Here is a 16,592-nt window from a genome sequence, read left to right as displayed (position 1 = left end):
AGTTTTTATTGCTTATTTATTTTATCACAATTCACTTTTATTCAAAACTTCCAAAGACTTCTGTGCTAACTTACAAATCTTGTAGCTAGTATTAAAAAATAATTTTGAGAAATTTTTATAAATTTTTATTTTTTTAAAAAATAAAATTCAAAACAATCTCAAAATAAAATATTTAAATAAGAAAAATGATCCAAAAAAATTTATTTGATTTTTATAATAATTCATATAGAATATATATGGGACTACTATAAAAAGTCCCACCACTGTTTGAAACAGAACTTTTTGAATAAAATAGTTCTAACATGTTTATATATTAACTTTTTTTAAATTTATAAATCACTTTTTGGAAAAGTCGCATTCCAAAAAATTCTAAAATTTTACATAATATAAAAATAAACCTATATACTTAACTTGTTTTTTATTTTTCTAAATTAATAAATTTCGCAATATACAATTTTATTGTATGTCACAGAATAATTATGGGAAGTAGAGTAAAACTCTACTTTCTTTTTTTTTTTTTTTTTGTTCTTTTTTAGTATTTTTTTATTTATATAAAGCTATGAAGAAGAAAATAATTCTAATTGTAACTTTGATCTTAATTTTCATAACTCTCTTTGGTGTCTCTAATTATTTTTATCAAAATCCAAATCTAAAAAATGAACCTATTTTTAAATCTATTTATCAATATAAAATAACTGGTGCTGTTAAAAAACCTGGACAAATCGAATCAAATACTCCTTTAAATTACCGTCAATTATTTTTTCGAGCACAAGTTGTTTCACAAGCTGATTTAAAAAGTTTTGATTTAAATCAAAAAGCACCAACTTATAAAAATATTTTTGTGCCTTTTCGAAAAATGAAAATTCATTGAAATCAATTAAAGAGTGTTAAACAATTACAAGATTTTAAAATTAACTCAAAAGTAGCTGACAAAATCCTTAAATATAAACGAAAACATAGAATAAAAGTGACATGAAAACAATTAATTATTGATTGCAAATTAAGTGCTGATGATTTGGAAATTTTGCAAAAAATCTTAATTCTCGAATCAAATGATTAAATTATTTCTTAATCAACTTTCTCTTATTAAATATCTTTTTTAATAAAGATTTTGTCTGACTTATTTTTGTTTTTCTTCTAATCTTATTTAATTGATTTGCGTGAGGTTGAAAAACATTAGTAATTCTTACTTTCCCCTTCTTAGCAATTAGCTTCTATTTGATTTATAAAGAATATTTTATTTGGAAAATTAAAAATCTTTCCACATTGAATTTACAGGCTAAAGTAGTAGATATTCAAGATCAAAAAGTCATTTTAAGAGATAAAAATTGAATTTATTATCTTTTTTACAAAAAAGATAATCAGGAATTTTTTCTTTATCAAAATGTAAATTTAGAATCAATTAGAATTACTAAAATTGATTTTCGATATCAAATAGCAAATGTAAAATTCCAAAATATAAGCAAAGCAAAAACATTAGATTTACGATATTTCTTATTTTTATGCTTTCAAAATAAATCACAAAGCTATAACAATCTTGTTTTACCGATCTTTTTTGGTTTTTTCATAAATAGTAATAATGAACTAGTTGAAAATCTAAAAAATTTAGATAGTTTGCATTTAATAATAGTTAGTGGATTTCACTATTTAATTCTTGAAAAGTTGATTGAAAAAATAACTACTAAATTTGACAAAAATGGAATTTGTATTGTAGTTCTTTTAACTTTTTATTTTTGAATAGGTAAAAGTAATTTAGCAAGTTTTAAAAGTTGATTGTGAATTATCAGTTTGAAACTTTCTAAAATTTCAAGATGAACTAAACAAAATTCTTGTAAGTTTCAAAGATTGTCAACAATTAGCTTAATTCACGCTTTTTATAATCCGTTACATTTTCTTAAAATTGGTTTTTTAATCTCGTATTTGTTAACCTTTTATTTAATTAGTGGTTTTTTAAATTTTGAAAAGAAAGAATTAAGAAAGAAGCTTTTCTTAATTTTGAAAGCTTGAACACTTTCTGTTTTGTTTCTTATTTCAATCAGTAAACAATTTTCTCTTTTTGGAATTCTTAGTAATTTAATTTTGAGCTTTGTTTTTGAAATTTTGATAGTTATTTTGCTACCTTGTTTATTTATTCCATTTTTAATTGATGGTTTTTACTTGGTGATTTTAAATCTTTTGAAGTTCTTAAATAGTTATAATGTTCTCTTTGTTTTCAATACCTTACTTTCCTATTGACATTTAGTACTTTTATTTGTCTATTTGGATCTAATTTATTTAATTCGAAATAAAAAATACTAGCCAAGCTAGTATTTGCATCAATAAACCACGTTCTGTCCCTTTTACAAGGTGTCAGCAATTTATCTAATGTTATCAAAATAACATTCCTAAAATTCGTTGAATTCCTATTTTAGATTCCTCTACCATAATTTGAGTTTCTAGCTCATGGAGTTTACCCGTTTCACAATTCTCGTCTCTGTGGCACTAGTCGTCTAATAGCCTAAGCTTATTGGGCTTAGCATGAACACTACTACCATCTCAGGTAGTGCTAGCGTGGATTTTCCTCAAACAATTTAAAAATTGCCCGCTGCTGACTTGATACTATTTAATATTACTACATTTAAATTAAATTGCAAAATTATTAATTAAAAAATGCTCAAAAATTTCGATTCCATCAAAATTTAAACTCTTCAAATCACGGTCAAGTTGTTCTAAATTTAAGATAATTTTTTGAATTTTTTGAATTCCATATTTTTGAATTTGTTTTTGTGCAATTTTGACACGATATTCGTTAACTTTTAAAAAATTAGCAACTTCTTTTGTACTCATTTGTAATTGTAAAAGGTAATAGACTTGATTTGCAAGAACAAAACTTCATGAAATTTGTGAAAGTAATTGAATTGTTGTCTCACCTGCATAAAGATGATTCTTATAAGTATTAATAATTTTTTGAAAATTTCACTCTTGAATAGCGTTAACAAAATCAAAAGCAGTGTTAACTGCATATTTTGATAAATTTTCATCAATAAGTGTTTTCGAAAAAGGTTGATTTAGCAAAATTAATTTATCAACTTCTTGAAGAATTAAAGCAAGATTATCAGGTAATTTTTGAAGTAAATACATTGCATCTAAATACGAGATTTTATTTCCTTTGGAAGCAACATACCGAATAATTTCATTAGGGAGATCTTTATTATTAATTTTTTCAGTGTAAATAACTTCAAGTTTTGAGTTTCTTTGTAACATCTCTGTAAAATGATTATTTACAAATTTACTTGTTTCTCAAATAAAAACAATCTCATCAAGCTCATTATAACTTAATGCAACTAGCAGTTCATTTGCATATTTCATTTCTTGTTTAGTTAGTTTTTTTGTCTTAAACAAAGAAAAGTTTTTAATCAAAATCAGTCTTGCTAATCCTAAAATATTTTGTGAGCTAATTGCATCAACAAGATCGCTAATAGTGCTATTTTCATCTAAAAAAACAATTTGCTCAGCAGAATATTTAGATTTAAGTTTCTTAACTTTATTTTCAATTAAAAAAGTTTCTTCACCATAAAATAATTTCATATTTTAATTATAATTTGAAACTTTAAAAAATAAGAATTTTAAATAAAAAAACCAATAACAAATGATTAATGTTATTGGTTTGATTGAAATCCTGAGTTTCCAAGTTGAGACGCTATAAAAAACGAATACATCTATAAATAAGGTGTATTCGTTTTTTTACATTTAAAATTACACACATAGAATTAACTCATACATGCGATAAAATCTTTATAAATTTTTATATTTTCTTTGTGGTTTTCATCCAAATCATTAATTATTTCTTGTACCACTTTTCCATTTACTTCTTTTTTTGTTATAGTCATCATTCTTAATGAATCCACAAATAAATCTAACGTCACTTTTTGTATTTCTCCATTGATTTCATAATATTTCTTTAATTTATAAAGACAGTATTTTAAAACAACAAGAGCAATGAAACATAATAAAAGATGTGCAAGTATATGCTGTTCATTATGAACAAAAACAGGTCTAACTTGTAAAGAAGATTTTAATGTTCTGAAATTTTCTTCTACTTTTCATTGTTTTCTGTAAATTTCATTAGCTTTTTCTGGTGTTAAATCTAAAATATTGGTTTCAATAATGTAAAAACCATCTTCAGATTCTTTTTTCTTAATTTTCTCTCAATTTAATTTACCCACTGTTTTGCCATCAATGTCCATGTATTTCTTTTTATATTCTGGAACTAAAGAACTAAGTGGGAGTTCTCCATTTACAGTTTTCTTATTCAATTTATCAATAAAATTATTTCTTTTTAATTTATCTAAAGTCTTTTTCCCAGGACTGAAAAACACACATCATTTTCTGTATTTACCATTAAATCTATTTTTGTTTCAAACAGATTCAACAATTTGTTCTTTCCAAAACATTTCATCTCTAAAAACATAATGTTTGTCCTCAAGAATGAATTTTTTCATCCCAATACTTAATGTATCTAATCTTTTTTGGAATATATATTTAATTCCTTTTTGTTCTAGGAAACGTAAGTTTGCATTGTTATTTATTCCACGATCTGCAACTATTATAATATCCTTTATTTTATAGATTGATTGAAGTTCTAAAACGAAGGATAACATTGTTTTACCATCAGCCGTGTTACCTGGGAACACTTTATAGTGTATTGGTATTCCGTTTTCATCTACAGCCATTGCTATGACTACTTGATCTTCATTGTGTTTTCCGTCTTTTGAAAAACCGTTTTTTCTTATTCCTTCTCTTGTAAAGCTTTCAAAATAAACTGTTGTGTTATCGAAGTGAAAAACTTTATTATTACGATTTGTGAATTCATTTATTTTTTGAAATAAATTGACTAAAACAGAATTCTTATTTTCGAAAATAACATCAAGATAGTTATATATTGATGATTTTTTAACATTAATATCATTTATAAAATCACTTTTATTTTTATATTGTGACATATAGCTTCTTGGAAGGATAATTCTAGTTGCTATGAAAAATTCCAAAACCTCTTCTAACGATTTATGTTTACTTTTTGGTAATGCCGAAAATAAATCTAATTCTTTAATAACTTTATAAATTAAATCAACTCCAATATTTTGGATACTTGTTTTTACAGAAGTAGGTTTTAATAATTTAAAAAACTCTTCTTTTGCAACAGTTTTATCTAAAGATGTATCTACTTTTTTTGCTATTTCTTTTATATCTTCAATTGAAGATAATCCATACTTTTCTTTGATATCTTCTCAGTACCCTAGACCAATCTGATTTCCATAACCTTTTTTAAAACCTTTAGAAATAGCTAAAACTAAATAATATTTTCCATTTTGTTTTTTCTTGCATAAACTGTAACTCATGCTCTTATTATATCATTTTATGTGTGTAATGTAAGTAAAAAAAACATTTTTTTCTTTAGGTCATATATCTTTGATATATGTATAAAAAAATAAGCCTAAAAAATAAGCTCAACTTGGAAACTCAGGAAAATAATTTCATATTTTAATTATAATTTGAAACTTTAAAAAATAAGAATTTTAAATAAAAAAACCAATAACAAATGATTAATGTTATTGGTTTGATTGAAATTTTATTATTAGAATTCTATAAATCAGCAACTGTTCCACCAGCTGCTTCGATAGCAGCTTTAGCAGAAGCACTAACTTTGTGTACTTTAACAGTTAATTTTTTAGATAAAGTTCCATTTCCTAAAACTTTAATAGGTAAAGTTCTTTTTACTAATCCTTTAGCAAAAAGTGAATCAATTGTAACTTCTTCGTTTGCTTCGTAACGTGTTTCTAATTGTTGTAAGTTAACCACTTGGTATTCAATGTGATTTACATTTGTAAATCCACGTTTACCAATACGACGGAATCATGGTGTTTGACCCCCTTCAAATCCAAGTCTGTGTCCTTTACGTTTGTTTTGTCCTGATTGACCTTTACCAGCTTGTTTACCTTTTCCAGCAGCGTGTCCACGACCTTTACGGTGTTTTTCTGGTCTTGAACCTTCTGCAAAAGCAAGTTCGTTTAATCTAATTCTTGACATATTATTCGAAGTCCTTTACTTTTTTATCTCTGATATCTGCAATTTGTTCTACTGTTCTAAGTGTTTTAAGAGCTTCTACAGTAGCTTTAACTGTGTTAGCTTTTGAACGTGATCCATATGTTTTTGTAACAATATCGGTGTAACCTGCAAGTTCAACAACTGCACGAACTGTTCCAGAAGCAATAAGCCCTTTCCCTTTCGCAACAGGTTTTAACATAACTCTTGAAGCTAAGAATTTAGCTTTTGTTTCATGTGGAACTGTTCCATTTACAACAGGAACTGATACTAAATTGTTTTGAGCGTCTTTAATAGCTTTTTTAATTGCGTCTGGAACTTCATTTGCTTTTCCGTGTCCATATCCAACTTGTCCTTTTTTGTTTCCTACTACAACAAAGGCTGAAAAACTAAATCTTCTTCCACCTTTAACAACTTTAGTAACACGTGCAATATCAACAACTTTTTCTGTAAATTCTGATTCTACTCTTGGACGACGAGGTTTTCTTTGCATTTGACGAGGTTTTTTTGATTCTTGATCGTTTTTATCGTTTCTTACAACTTTTTTAGCAGTAACTTCTTTTGTACCTGTTGTTTGTTCAACAACTTTTTTATCTTTTTGGTTTTCCATTAGAACTTAACTCCTTTTTCTCTTACGCTTTCTGCAAAAGCTTTAACACGTCCGTGGTAAATGTAACCTGCACGGTCAAATACCACTTCTTTAATTCCTAAAGCAACGATTTTATCACCCATAACTAAACCTAAGTTTTTAGCAGCTTCAATATTTCCTCCGTATACACCTGAGTTTAATGTTGATGCACTTGCAAGAGTAACACCTTTAGTGTCATCAATAAGTTGTGCATAAAAGTTTTGGTGTGATTTAAACACGTTTAAACGTGGTTTAATGTTTGTACCAGAAATGTGTTGACGTAAACGAATGTGTTTAACTTTTCTAGCTTTATTTCTTGATAATTTTGCCATACTTGATACCTAAGCTCTAAATTATTTAGAAGCTGTTTTCCCTTCTTTACGTCTAATTTGTTCACCTTTGTACGCAATTCCTTTACCTGAATATACGTTAGGTTTTCTAACTGCACGAATAACTGATGCAAAGTGTCCTACACTTTGTTTGTCAATTCCTGAAACAGCAACTTCTGTTGGTTTACCAACTGTTACAGTTACATCGCTTGGAATTTCTAATACAACTGGATGTGAATATCCAGCTAAAATTTCTAATTGTGAACCTTTAAGAGTTGTTTTGTATCCAACCCCTTTAATTTCAAGGTCAATTTTATACCCTTCACTTACACCTTTAATCATGTTTGAAATGTGTGAATTTGTTGTACCGTGTAATTGTTTAGTGTGTTTTTCTTCGTTTGCACGAACTGTTTTCACTAAGTTATCTTCTACATTAACAGAAATAAGTGGACTAAAAACTCTCTCTAATGTTCCTAATTTACCTTTAACAATAACTTTTGTCCCATCAACAGTAACAGTTGTTCCTGCAGGGATTGTTAAAATACGATTTCCAACACGAGACATGCTTTTACCTATCAAATGTAAGCGATGATTTCACCACCTACATTTGCCTTTCTAGCTTCTTTTCCTGTCATAAGACCTTTTGATGTAGAAATAATAACTGTACCATATCCTGAAAGTACTGATGGAATTTCTTCAGCCTTAACATAAACTCTAAGACCTGGTTTTGAAACTCTCTTAATTCCAACGATAGCTGCTTGACCTTTTTTGTATTTTAATGTAACAACGATTTGTTTTTCTGTTTTTTCACCTTGAACTTCGTATGAAGCAATGTACCCTTCGCTTTCAATTAACTTAACAATAGCTTCTTTTTTAGCTGAATATGGAATTGATACAGTTTTGTGTTTTCTAGCGTTAGCGTTTTTAATTCTAACGATTAAATCTGAAATTGGATCTGTAATAAACATAATTATCAACTCGCTTTCTTCATACCTGGAATTTTACCTTCATGTGCAAGGTTTCTAAAGCAGATACGACATACTTTGTATTTTCTTAAAACAGCATGTGGACGACCACATAATTCACAACGTGTATAAGCACGAACTGCAAATTTAGGTTGACGCTTTGCTTTTTCGATTAATGCTTTTCTAGCCATTATTTAGCTCCTTTTTTGTCAAATGGTACTCCTAAAAGTTCTAATAAACTTTTAGCTTCAGAATCAGATTTTGCTGTTGTTACAATAAGAACATCAAGTCCTTTAATACGACGAATTTTGTCAAATTCGATTTCTGGGAAAATAATTTCCTCTTTAATTCCTAATGCAAAGTTTCCTCTTCCGTCAAATGCTTTAGGATTTGCACCACGAAAATCACGAATACGTGGCATTGCAACATTAATTAATTTTTCTAAGAATTCTCACATTCTATCTCTACGAAGTGTAACTTTTCCACCCATAGGCATTCCTTCACGTAATTTTCATGAAGCGTTTGATTTCTTAGCTTTTGTTTGAAATGGTTTTTGAGAAGAAATTAAAGTTAATTCTTGTAAAACTTCTTCAATAGCTTTTGAGTTTGAAACTTCTTTTCCAGCTGTCATATTTAATACGACTTTTTCAATTCTTGGTACTTCCATAATAGATGAGTAGTTGTATTTTTCTTGTAAAGCAGGGATTACTTTTTCTTTATATGTATTTTTTAACATAATTAAATTTCCTTCTTAGTTTTTCTTACAACTCTCACTTTTTTACCATCTTTGTTTTTTGAATATCCAAGTTTTGAAAATTCTGCCGGAGAGTTTTTTGATGCTTTTTTAACTAAATAAGCAACATTTGATGCATGAATTGGAGCTTCTTTTTCAGTAATAGAACCATCTTGGTTTTGTTGTGTAGGTTTGTTGTGTTTTGTTACAATGTTGATATCTTTAATAATAACTCTGTTTTGTTTGTGTAATACTTTTTCAATTCTTCCAATTTTTCCTTTTTCTTTACCAGCAATAACGATTACTTCATCATCTTTTTTGAATTTCATAATTTAATTCTCCTTAAAATAACTAATTATAATACCTCTGGTGCAAGAGAAACGATTTTTGGATATTTTTCACGAATTTCACGTGCTACTGGACCAAACACACGTGTTCCACGTGGTGTTCCATCTTCTTTAAGTATTACAACAGCATTATCGTCAAAACGAATGTATGAACCGTTGTCACGGTGAATTCCGTAACTTGAACGAACTACAACAGCTTTAACTACTTGCCCTTCTTTAACCATACCATTTGGCATAGCTTTTTTAACTGAACATACGATAACGTCACCGATTTTAGCAACTTTTTTCTTTGAACCACCTAAAATACGAATAACACCGATTTCTTTAGCACCTGTGTTATCTGCAACATTTGCTCTTGAAAGTTCTAAAAGCATTATTTTGCTCCTTCAACTGCTGCTTCTTTGATTGAAACTAATCTAAAGTGTTTTGTTTTTGAAAGTGGTCTTGTTTCCATGATAACAACAATGTCACCAAGTTTTGCTTCGTGGTTTTCATCATGTACAGCAAAACGTTTTGTAGATTTAAAACGTTTTGAGTAAAGAGGGTGTTTTTTGTATGTATCAACAGCAACAATAATTGTTTTGGCAGTTTTACCTGCTGAAACAACTGTTCCTACTAATGTTTTTCTTGTATTTCTTTCCATGATTATTTTGCTCCTTGTTTTTCGTTTAAAGCAGTAAGAGCTTTGGCAATATCTTTTCTAATTACTGAAATTTTGTGTGTTTCTTTTAAGTCACCTGTTACATTTCTATATCTTAATGTAAATAATTCTGCTTTTAAATCAACAACTAATTGTGTTAATTCTTCAACTGATTTTTTTTGTAAGTCTTTATAAAGCATTATTTATCCCCTTCTGATTTTTTAACAATTTTTCATTTAACAGGTAATTTGTGTCCAGCTAGACGTAACGCATCACGTGCTATTTCTTCTGAAACTCCAGAAACTTCAAACATCATTGTGTTTACTTTAACTGCTGTGTATCATAATTCAGGTGCACCCTTACCAGAACCCATACGAACTCCGATAGGTTTAGATGTTTTTGCAAAGTGAGGGAAGATACGAATAATAACTTGTCCTTCACGTCCCATTCTACGTGTAGCAGCAATACGAGCTGATTCGATTTGTCTTGCTGTTACTCAAGCTGAAGTAACTGCTTGTAAACCAAATTCTCCAAAAGCAACTGTGTTACCTTTTGTTGCCTTACGTTTGTCGTGTTTTACTAAGAATGGTTTTCTATATTTTGTTCTTTTTGGTTGAAGCATTATTTATTTTCTCCTTCCAAAATTTCACCTAATGATACTCAAACTTTAACACCAATTGCTCCATATGTTGTTCTCGCTGTTGCTGTTGCGTAATCAACATTTTGTCTAAGTGTGTGAAGTTTCATTTCTCCTTCAGAATATCCTTCTGTACGAGCCATATCAACTCCGTTTAAACGTCCACTAACTGAAGTTTTAATTCCTTTAGCTCCAGCACGCATTGCACTTCTAATTGCGATTTTTTGTGCTGAACGGAAGCTTTCACGGTTTTCTAATTTTGTTGCAATCATTTCTGCAAGTAATTTTGCATTTAATTCTGGTTTAGCAAGTTCTACAACTTGTAAATTAATGTTTGCGTGTTTGTTTTTTAAGAATTTTTGTAATGAAACAGTTAATTCTTGAATATTTTTACCTTCTGTACCTAAGATTACCCCAGGTTTAGCTGTGTGTAATACAACAGTGATTTTGTTTTGTTGGTTTCTTTTAACTTCAACTTTACCAAGTTCATATTTACGTACTAATTTTTCAAAAAACTTGTAGATTTTTGCGTCTTCAACTAAGTATTTACCTAAATTTACTTTTTCAGCAAATCATTGTGAATTGTGTTGTTTTGTAATTCCGTAACGGAATCCATTAGGATTAACTTTTTGTCCCATTAGTTTCTCTCCTCTAATACTACTGTGAAGTTTGATGTACGTTTTAAAATTGAATATGCTCTTCCTTGGCTTCTTGGTTGGAATCTTTTAAGTGTTGGACCTTCTGTAACATAAACTTCTTTTACGAATAATTTTGATGCATCCATTCCGTGGTTGTTTGTAGCATTTGCAATAGCTGAATTAATTAATTTAATGAACATAGGAGAAGATTTTTTGTTTGTGTTGTGTAAGATACCAAGTGCTAATTGAACATCTTTTCCTCTAACTAAATCTGCGACTCATTTAGATTTTTTAACACTTGTTCTTTGTAATTTTAAATGTGCTTTAGCTTGCATTATTTTTTCTTACCTTTATCTGCACCGTGACCTGAGAATGTTCTTGTAGGTGCGAATTCTCCTAATTTATGTCCAACCATATCGTCAGTTACATAAACTTCAATAAATTGTTTTCCATTGTGTACTGCAAATGTTAAACCAACAAAACTTGGGAAGATTGTTGAACGTCTTGATCAAGTTTTAATAGGTTTTTTAGGTGCTTTTCCTTCAACAATGGCATCTACTTTTTTAAGTAAATGTTCATCGGCGAATGGACCTTTTTTAAGACTACGTGCCATTATTTAGCATCCTTTCTTCTTCTTAAAATAAGTTTATTTGAAGATTTTTTAGTTTTTCTTGTTTTAACACCAAGAGCTTTTTTACCTCATGGAGTAAGAGGAGCTTTACGACCAACTGGTTGTTTACCTTCCCCTCCACCATGTGGGTGATCTACTGGGTTCATAACTGATCCACGTACTGTAGGTCTGATCCCTTTGTGTCTATTGATTCCAGCTTTACCAACATTAACAAGTAAGTATTCTTCGTTTCCAACAATACCTACTGTTGCACGACAACGTGCTAAAATACGACGTGTTTCACCTGATTTTAATCTTAAAACAACGTATTTTCCATCTTCATCTTTACCAAGAATTTGAGCAGATGTACCAGCACTACGTGCAATAATACCTCCACCTCCTGGTTGCATTTCGATGTTGTGAACAAATGTACCTTCAGGAATGTTTGCAAGAGGTAATGCGTTACCAACAATAATGTCAGCTTCCGGTCCTGAAATAACTGTTTGTCCTAATTGAATTCCTTTAGGAGCTAAAATGTATCTTTTTTCTCCATCTGCATATGCTAATAAACAAATGTTTGCTGATCTGTTTGGATCATATTCAATTGTTTTAACAATAGCAGGAATATTGTCTTTGTTACGTTTAAAGTCTACAAGTCTGTAGAATCTTTTAACACGTCCTCCATGATGTCTAACAGTAATTTTACCTTGGTTGTTACGCCCTGCATGGTTTTTTAAATTCACTAAAAGTGATTTTGTAGGTGCGTGACCAGATAAAATGTGTTTGTAATCAAGAGATGACATGTTTCTACGACCGTTTGTAGTTGGCTTATAATGTTTAATTGCCATTTTGTCAATTCTCCTTTTGCTTAAAAATAATTGCGGATCTATCTTTTAAGCAAGAAATATTTTTCCGCTTATTTAATAATAATTATTGAATGTTTAATTTTTAAAATGTGTAAGTGTGTATATTAATATAGTCTTTGAGTAAATTTGAGTTTTTATTATTCAGCACCCATTTTACGTCTTGTTGTAGTTTGTTTTACAGGAGCTTTAGCAGCTTTTGTAGCTGATGCTTTCTTTTGAGCTAATTTTGCAGCAACTTTGTTTTCTACTTCGCTTGCTTTAGCAGCTTTTTCTGCTTTGCTTGCTTTTGCTTCTTCTGATTCAACTGCTTCTTGATCTTCTGGTAAGTAGTTTAATGAATCACCTTCGATTCATACCATAGCTTTTTTGTAACGGTTTGTAAATCCATGGAAACGTCCAACACTTTTTGGTTGTTTTTCAACTTTGATTGTATTTACTTTTGTTACTTTTACATTGAAAATTGTTTCAATCGCTTGAGCAATTTGATGTTTATTAGCATGGTAGTCTACTTTAAATGTATAAACTCCACCAGCTCTAAGTGTATCTGTTTTCTCTGTTAAAATAGGAGATTTAATAACTCTTGTTAATTCCATTATCTAGCTCTCCCTTCAAGTAATTTTAAACTTTCGTTTGAAATAATCATAACATCTGCTCCAACTAATTCTTCTACTGTAAGAGAATTTGCTTTTGAAGTTGAAACATTTGGTAAGTTTCTAGCTGATTTAAATACATTTAAATCTTCTGTAACAATTAAAACACGCTTTAAATTGTTAACATTAAGAGATTCTAATAAAGAAACAAGTTTTTTTGTAGAAATTGAATCTAAACTTAAATCATTAACTGCAACAGCTTTATCTTGAGCTAACATAGTTAAAGCTGATACAAAAGCAGCATATTTAACTTTCTTGTTAACTTTAAGTGTATAGTTTCTTTCAGATTGAGGACCAAAAGCTCTACCTCCACCTACTCAAATAGGTGAACGCATAGATGAGTGACGTGCACGTCCTGTTCCTTTTTGTCTTCATGGTTTTTTACCACTTCCTGAAACTTCTGCACGGTTTTTAACTTGGTGTGTTCCTTGACGTCTTGAAGCTCTTTCAGAAAGAATTGTGTCAAAAATAGCTTGTCCATAAACTTTTTCAACAGCAAAAAGATTTGAAGGTAAAACAGCATCGAATTCTACTTTAACAACATTTTTGTCGTTTTTAACAATAACTTTATCTGCCATTATTTATCTCCTTCTTTTGCTTCTGCTTCTTCGATTAACTTTTTAAGTTCATCTGAGTGCATTCCAACTGTTACTTCAACATTGTATTTTTTAGCTTTTTCAACTAATTCGTTCATAAGCATAACTTCTTGTACATCAACAAGAACAACTGCGTCATGGCTAGGTAATCCTTTAACAGCTTCTTTAACCATAACAAAACCTTTTTTAGGACCTGGAATAGAACCTTTAATTAAAAGTAAATTGTTTTGTAAATCAACTTTAATAATTTCAAGATTTTGAACTGTTGTTTTAACATTTCCAAGTTGTCCTGGCATTGTCATACCTTTAACAACTTTGTTTCCTGAAATATCCCCAAGTGATCCGGTTTGACGAACAGGTTGTGAACCTCCCCCTCCACCGTGAGATTTTGGACCAATGTGTTGATTGTGTCTTTTAATTGTTCCTGCAAATCCTTTTCCTTTTGATGTTCCTGTAACATCTACAAGTTCACCAGCAACAAAAATGTCAGCTTTAATTTCTTGCCCAAGTTCGTAACCTGACATTCCACGAACTTCTTTTACGTAGCGCTTAGGTGTTGTATTAGCTTTAGCAAAGTGACCTGTTTCAGGTTTGTTTGAACGACTTGCTTTTTTATCAAAAACAGCAAGTTGTGTTGCTACATAACCGTTTTTGTCGTCTGTTAAAACTTTTGATACAACATTTGGTTGTACTTCGATTACAGTTACTGGAACTCTTTGTCCTGTTTCGCTGTAAATTTGAGTCATACCAACTTTACGTCCTAAGATTCCTTTCATAATTTCTCCTTAAATTGTAATTTGAGTGAAGTTAAGCAATTACTTAACTTTAACTTGAATTTCAACACCAACTGGTAACTCAAGTCTTTTAATTTTATCTTGTGTTTGTTCAGATGGATCAGTAATAACTACTAATCTTTGGTGAGTTCTACTTTCGAATTGTTCACGACTTTTCTTGTTAACGTGAACTGATCTTAAGATAGTAATCTCATCTCTTTTTGTTGGTAAAGGAACTGGTCCACTTACTTTAGCATTTGTTTCTTTAGCTGCTAAAAAGATTTTTTTAGCTGCTTGATCTACTAAAGCGTGATCAAATCCTTTAACTTTGATGTTTAATTTACTCATCAGTTGTCTCCTTTGTTCTTTTGAACAATGCTCCCTATAAAAACTTAAGGTGTCCTCAACAACTTCTGGCACCTTAACAACCTTATAGTTCCCCGCATAGTTGCTTTTATATTATAGATTAAAACTTTTAAAATCAAAATAGAAAATTCAGAAAGTTTTTTGATTAATTTTTTTAACCACTGCTTTTGGTGTATCATGATTATTATATATCTAATTAGTATTCGTTTCTAAAATAAATTGAGTCCGAAATAAAAATAATCCTAATCTCAAATTAGGATTATTTAACTCAGTTTAAAAATATTAAGATACCTTTTTATCAATTCAACTTTCTAAGATTTCTGCCGGAATGTATTCATAACCTTTTTCTAAAATTTCTTGTCCTTGAATAAGCATTAAAGTTGGGACTTTTAATACTTTTCATTTGGTATCTGGGTTTCTAAATAATTGAGCTTCTTCAGCGTCTACTTCGATAAATTGAATATTTGGGTTGTTACTATATTTTGAAACAACTTGTTGAACAATTGGTCTCATCATTTGGCAATCACCACATCAAGTAGTGGTAAATTCTAAGAAAATCAATTTGTCATCTTGATTTTTATTAATAATTGCTTCCGCTTCTGCTCATGAATATTTTTTAAGCATCTTTTTCCTCCATTGTAATATCAAAGCTATCTTTAACTGTTTTATCAAACTTAGTGTGTTGGTCTCTATTTCCGTAAGCTAAATTTGGTTTTCATTCCGTTTGGTTCTGGCTAAGACTAACTCTTTGTAAACTATCTAAATCTAAAAGCTTAGTTTTTACCTCTTTTAAATTAGTTTTTTCTTGTTTTTCAGTTAATAAGCTAGTTTGATTAGTTTTGAAAATATTATATAGTTTTTTTGCATTCTCTTCTGTTTTTAACTCAAAAGCCAATTGTTGACAAAATTTAATAAGACTAAGATTTTGAATTTGATCTAATTTATTTTTAAAAACAAAGCGTCCAAATTCGACTAAATCTTCAACTGAATTAGTTAGTTCAAAATCACTACGCTTATACTTTAATGTTTTATAAAGATTAACTCAGCTTCGATTTTTTCCAAATTTAATTAATTTTAAATAAGGTCAAAATAAAGCTAAAACACTAAATAAAGCAAAAAGAATAATCAATAAAATTAATAAAACTGGTGAAACGGTAATAACCATTAAAAGATTGAAAAAATGATGAAGTCAAAATCCTAAATGATTAATATCGGGAGTGTTTTTTAAATAATAATGAGTATATCACCCACGTTCAAAAAGTTCATCAACATAAATTTGAAAATCAATAAATTGCTCATTTTTTTTAGCTAAAACTAGATACAAAATCATTAAAGCAACAAATGTTAAACAACCAAAACTAAATAAAATATTATTTAGATACTTTTTAAGTGGATACTTAAAAAGTATGCTTCTGATGCTAATTAATTTGGTTTCATAACTAAACAAAATAATTCCAAGAACCAAAGTAATAATTCCTCATGGTAAAAAGAAGAAAATTGCAACACCAAAATTTAAATCGAAAACATAATAATAAATTTTTGTTAAAAAATTAGGTAAAACTTTTAAATAATAACAAAATCCATAACTAAATAATAAAAAGCAAGTCAAAGCAACAATTAATAAAATTCATTTTGCTTGGCTCTTGCTTTTGGTCATTCATCGATCTTTTTCTTGGTAATCTTCAAGAAATTTAAGATTAGCAAGTGCGAATAATTTTTGAAGTTTCATAATT

Annotated in this window: 26 protein-coding genes and 1 other RNA gene; 2 read left to right on the top strand and 25 right to left on the bottom strand. The window is 29.2% G+C overall.

Annotated features, from left to right (window positions below):
- Window positions 1-559 precede the first annotated feature (559 nt).
- Window positions 560-1,060: an MAG0490 family ComEA-like DNA-binding protein gene (locus tag EXC53_RS00980; RefSeq protein ID WP_129724557.1), complete on the top strand. Its 501-nt coding sequence runs from the start codon at window positions 560-562 to the stop codon at window positions 1,058-1,060.
- A 206-nt stretch (window positions 1,061-1,266) separates the two neighbouring features.
- A complete protein-coding gene (locus EXC53_RS00975) occupies window positions 1,267-2,298 on the top strand; it encodes a ComEC/Rec2 family competence protein (protein WP_129724555.1) in 1,032 nt (343 codons plus the stop codon).
- A 17-nt stretch (window positions 2,299-2,315) separates the two neighbouring features.
- On the opposite strand, the gene rnpB is transcribed toward EXC53_RS00975, so the two are convergent.
- From rnpB to EXC53_RS00850, 25 genes are all read right to left on the bottom strand, one after another.
- Window positions 2,316-2,599: RNase P RNA component class B (gene rnpB / locus EXC53_RS00970), an RNA gene on the bottom strand.
- A gap of 23 nt (window positions 2,600-2,622) precedes the next feature.
- Window positions 2,623-3,567: a DNA polymerase III subunit delta gene (gene holA / locus EXC53_RS00965; RefSeq protein ID WP_119571853.1), complete on the bottom strand. Its 945-nt coding sequence runs from the start codon at window positions 3,565-3,567 to the stop codon at window positions 2,623-2,625.
- A gap of 182 nt (window positions 3,568-3,749) precedes the next feature.
- Window positions 3,750-5,378 carry an IS1634 family transposase gene (locus tag EXC53_RS00960; protein WP_129724553.1) on the bottom strand — a complete coding sequence of 543 codons (1,629 nt, stop codon included), beginning with the start codon at window positions 5,376-5,378 and terminating at the stop codon, window positions 3,750-3,752.
- A 244-nt stretch (window positions 5,379-5,622) separates the two neighbouring features.
- Window positions 5,623-6,066 (bottom strand): 50S ribosomal protein L15, encoded by a 444-nt coding sequence (rplO, locus tag EXC53_RS00955; protein WP_119572105.1) that lies wholly within the window; start codon window positions 6,064-6,066, stop codon window positions 5,623-5,625.
- Between the two features lies 1 nt (window position 6,067).
- Window positions 6,068-6,691: a 30S ribosomal protein S5 gene (gene rpsE / locus EXC53_RS00950; RefSeq protein WP_119572104.1), complete on the bottom strand. Its 624-nt coding sequence runs from the start codon at window positions 6,689-6,691 to the stop codon at window positions 6,068-6,070.
- Window positions 6,691-7,041: a 50S ribosomal protein L18 gene (rplR, locus tag EXC53_RS00945; RefSeq protein ID WP_119572103.1), complete on the bottom strand. Its 351-nt coding sequence runs from the start codon at window positions 7,039-7,041 to the stop codon at window positions 6,691-6,693. The genes rpsE and rplR overlap by 1 nt, the downstream gene beginning before the upstream one ends.
- 21 nt (window positions 7,042-7,062) lie before the next feature.
- Window positions 7,063-7,602 carry a 50S ribosomal protein L6 gene (gene rplF, locus EXC53_RS00940; RefSeq protein WP_119572102.1) on the bottom strand — a complete coding sequence of 180 codons (540 nt, stop codon included), beginning with the start codon at window positions 7,600-7,602 and terminating at the stop codon, window positions 7,063-7,065.
- An 8-nt stretch (window positions 7,603-7,610) separates the two neighbouring features.
- On the bottom strand, window positions 7,611-8,006 hold the full coding sequence (gene rpsH / locus EXC53_RS00935; RefSeq protein WP_119572101.1) for a 30S ribosomal protein S8: 396 nt from the start codon (window positions 8,004-8,006) through the stop codon (window positions 7,611-7,613).
- A gap of 2 nt (window positions 8,007-8,008) precedes the next feature.
- Window positions 8,009-8,194, bottom strand: coding sequence for a type Z 30S ribosomal protein S14 (locus EXC53_RS00930; RefSeq protein WP_027333547.1), 186 nt, complete (start codon window positions 8,192-8,194; stop codon window positions 8,009-8,011).
- Window positions 8,194-8,739: a 50S ribosomal protein L5 gene (rplE, locus tag EXC53_RS00925; RefSeq protein WP_119572100.1), complete on the bottom strand. Its 546-nt coding sequence runs from the start codon at window positions 8,737-8,739 to the stop codon at window positions 8,194-8,196. The genes EXC53_RS00930 and rplE overlap by 1 nt, the downstream gene beginning before the upstream one ends.
- Before the next feature lie 2 nt (window positions 8,740-8,741).
- Window positions 8,742-9,065 (bottom strand): 50S ribosomal protein L24, encoded by a 324-nt coding sequence (gene rplX, locus EXC53_RS00920; RefSeq protein WP_119572099.1) that lies wholly within the window; start codon window positions 9,063-9,065, stop codon window positions 8,742-8,744.
- 26 nt (window positions 9,066-9,091) lie between these two features.
- Entirely contained in the window at window positions 9,092-9,457 is a 366-nt protein-coding gene (gene rplN, locus EXC53_RS00915) for a 50S ribosomal protein L14 (protein WP_119572098.1), read from the bottom strand.
- A complete protein-coding gene (rpsQ, locus tag EXC53_RS00910; protein ID WP_119572097.1) occupies window positions 9,457-9,726 on the bottom strand; it encodes a 30S ribosomal protein S17 in 270 nt (89 codons plus the stop codon). The genes rplN and rpsQ overlap by 1 nt, the downstream gene beginning before the upstream one ends.
- A gap of 2 nt (window positions 9,727-9,728) precedes the next feature.
- Window positions 9,729-9,923 carry a 50S ribosomal protein L29 gene (gene rpmC / locus EXC53_RS00905; protein WP_119572096.1) on the bottom strand — a complete coding sequence of 65 codons (195 nt, stop codon included), beginning with the start codon at window positions 9,921-9,923 and terminating at the stop codon, window positions 9,729-9,731.
- Window positions 9,923-10,345 carry a 50S ribosomal protein L16 gene (rplP, locus tag EXC53_RS00900; RefSeq protein WP_119572095.1) on the bottom strand — a complete coding sequence of 141 codons (423 nt, stop codon included), beginning with the start codon at window positions 10,343-10,345 and terminating at the stop codon, window positions 9,923-9,925. Before rplP ends, rpmC begins: the two co-directional genes overlap by 1 nt.
- The gene (gene rpsC, locus EXC53_RS00895; RefSeq protein ID WP_119572094.1) at window positions 10,345-10,998 is read right to left on the bottom strand and encodes a 30S ribosomal protein S3; all 654 of its coding nucleotides are present in this window, start codon (window positions 10,996-10,998) and stop codon (window positions 10,345-10,347) included. Before rpsC ends, rplP begins: the two co-directional genes overlap by 1 nt.
- Window positions 10,998-11,333 carry a 50S ribosomal protein L22 gene (gene rplV / locus EXC53_RS00890; protein ID WP_119572093.1) on the bottom strand — a complete coding sequence of 112 codons (336 nt, stop codon included), beginning with the start codon at window positions 11,331-11,333 and terminating at the stop codon, window positions 10,998-11,000. The genes rpsC and rplV overlap by 1 nt, the downstream gene beginning before the upstream one ends.
- Complete coding sequence (rpsS, locus tag EXC53_RS00885) at window positions 11,333-11,611, bottom strand: 30S ribosomal protein S19 (RefSeq protein WP_078746948.1); 279 nt, start codon at window positions 11,609-11,611, stop codon at window positions 11,333-11,335. The genes rplV and rpsS overlap by 1 nt, the downstream gene beginning before the upstream one ends.
- Window positions 11,611-12,456: a 50S ribosomal protein L2 gene (rplB, locus tag EXC53_RS00880; RefSeq protein ID WP_119572092.1), complete on the bottom strand. Its 846-nt coding sequence runs from the start codon at window positions 12,454-12,456 to the stop codon at window positions 11,611-11,613. Before rplB ends, rpsS begins: the two co-directional genes overlap by 1 nt.
- 155 nt (window positions 12,457-12,611) lie before the next feature.
- Window positions 12,612-13,067 carry a 50S ribosomal protein L23 gene (rplW, locus tag EXC53_RS00875; protein ID WP_119572091.1) on the bottom strand — a complete coding sequence of 152 codons (456 nt, stop codon included), beginning with the start codon at window positions 13,065-13,067 and terminating at the stop codon, window positions 12,612-12,614.
- Window positions 13,067-13,702 (bottom strand): 50S ribosomal protein L4, encoded by a 636-nt coding sequence (gene rplD / locus EXC53_RS00870; RefSeq protein WP_119572090.1) that lies wholly within the window; start codon window positions 13,700-13,702, stop codon window positions 13,067-13,069. The genes rplW and rplD overlap by 1 nt, the downstream gene beginning before the upstream one ends.
- Window positions 13,702-14,496 (bottom strand): 50S ribosomal protein L3, encoded by a 795-nt coding sequence (gene rplC, locus EXC53_RS00865; RefSeq protein ID WP_119572089.1) that lies wholly within the window; start codon window positions 14,494-14,496, stop codon window positions 13,702-13,704. Before rplC ends, rplD begins: the two co-directional genes overlap by 1 nt.
- A gap of 39 nt (window positions 14,497-14,535) precedes the next feature.
- Window positions 14,536-14,841, bottom strand: a complete 306-nt coding sequence (gene rpsJ / locus EXC53_RS00860) for a 30S ribosomal protein S10 (protein ID WP_119572088.1) — start codon at window positions 14,839-14,841, stop codon at window positions 14,536-14,538.
- Between the two features lie 300 nt (window positions 14,842-15,141).
- Window positions 15,142-15,483 carry a thioredoxin family protein gene (locus EXC53_RS00855; RefSeq protein WP_119572087.1) on the bottom strand — a complete coding sequence of 114 codons (342 nt, stop codon included), beginning with the start codon at window positions 15,481-15,483 and terminating at the stop codon, window positions 15,142-15,144.
- Window positions 15,476-16,588 (bottom strand): hypothetical protein, encoded by a 1,113-nt coding sequence (locus EXC53_RS00850; protein WP_119572086.1) that lies wholly within the window; start codon window positions 16,586-16,588, stop codon window positions 15,476-15,478. The genes EXC53_RS00855 and EXC53_RS00850 overlap by 8 nt, the downstream gene beginning before the upstream one ends.
- Window positions 16,589-16,592 lie beyond the last annotated feature (4 nt).

This window comes from Mycoplasmopsis gallopavonis (assembly GCF_900660635.1).
GTDB lineage: Bacteria > Bacillota_I > Bacilli_A > Mycoplasmatales > Metamycoplasmataceae > Mycoplasmopsis > Mycoplasmopsis gallopavonis.
This window is presented reverse-complemented; position numbering and strand designations above follow the sequence as displayed.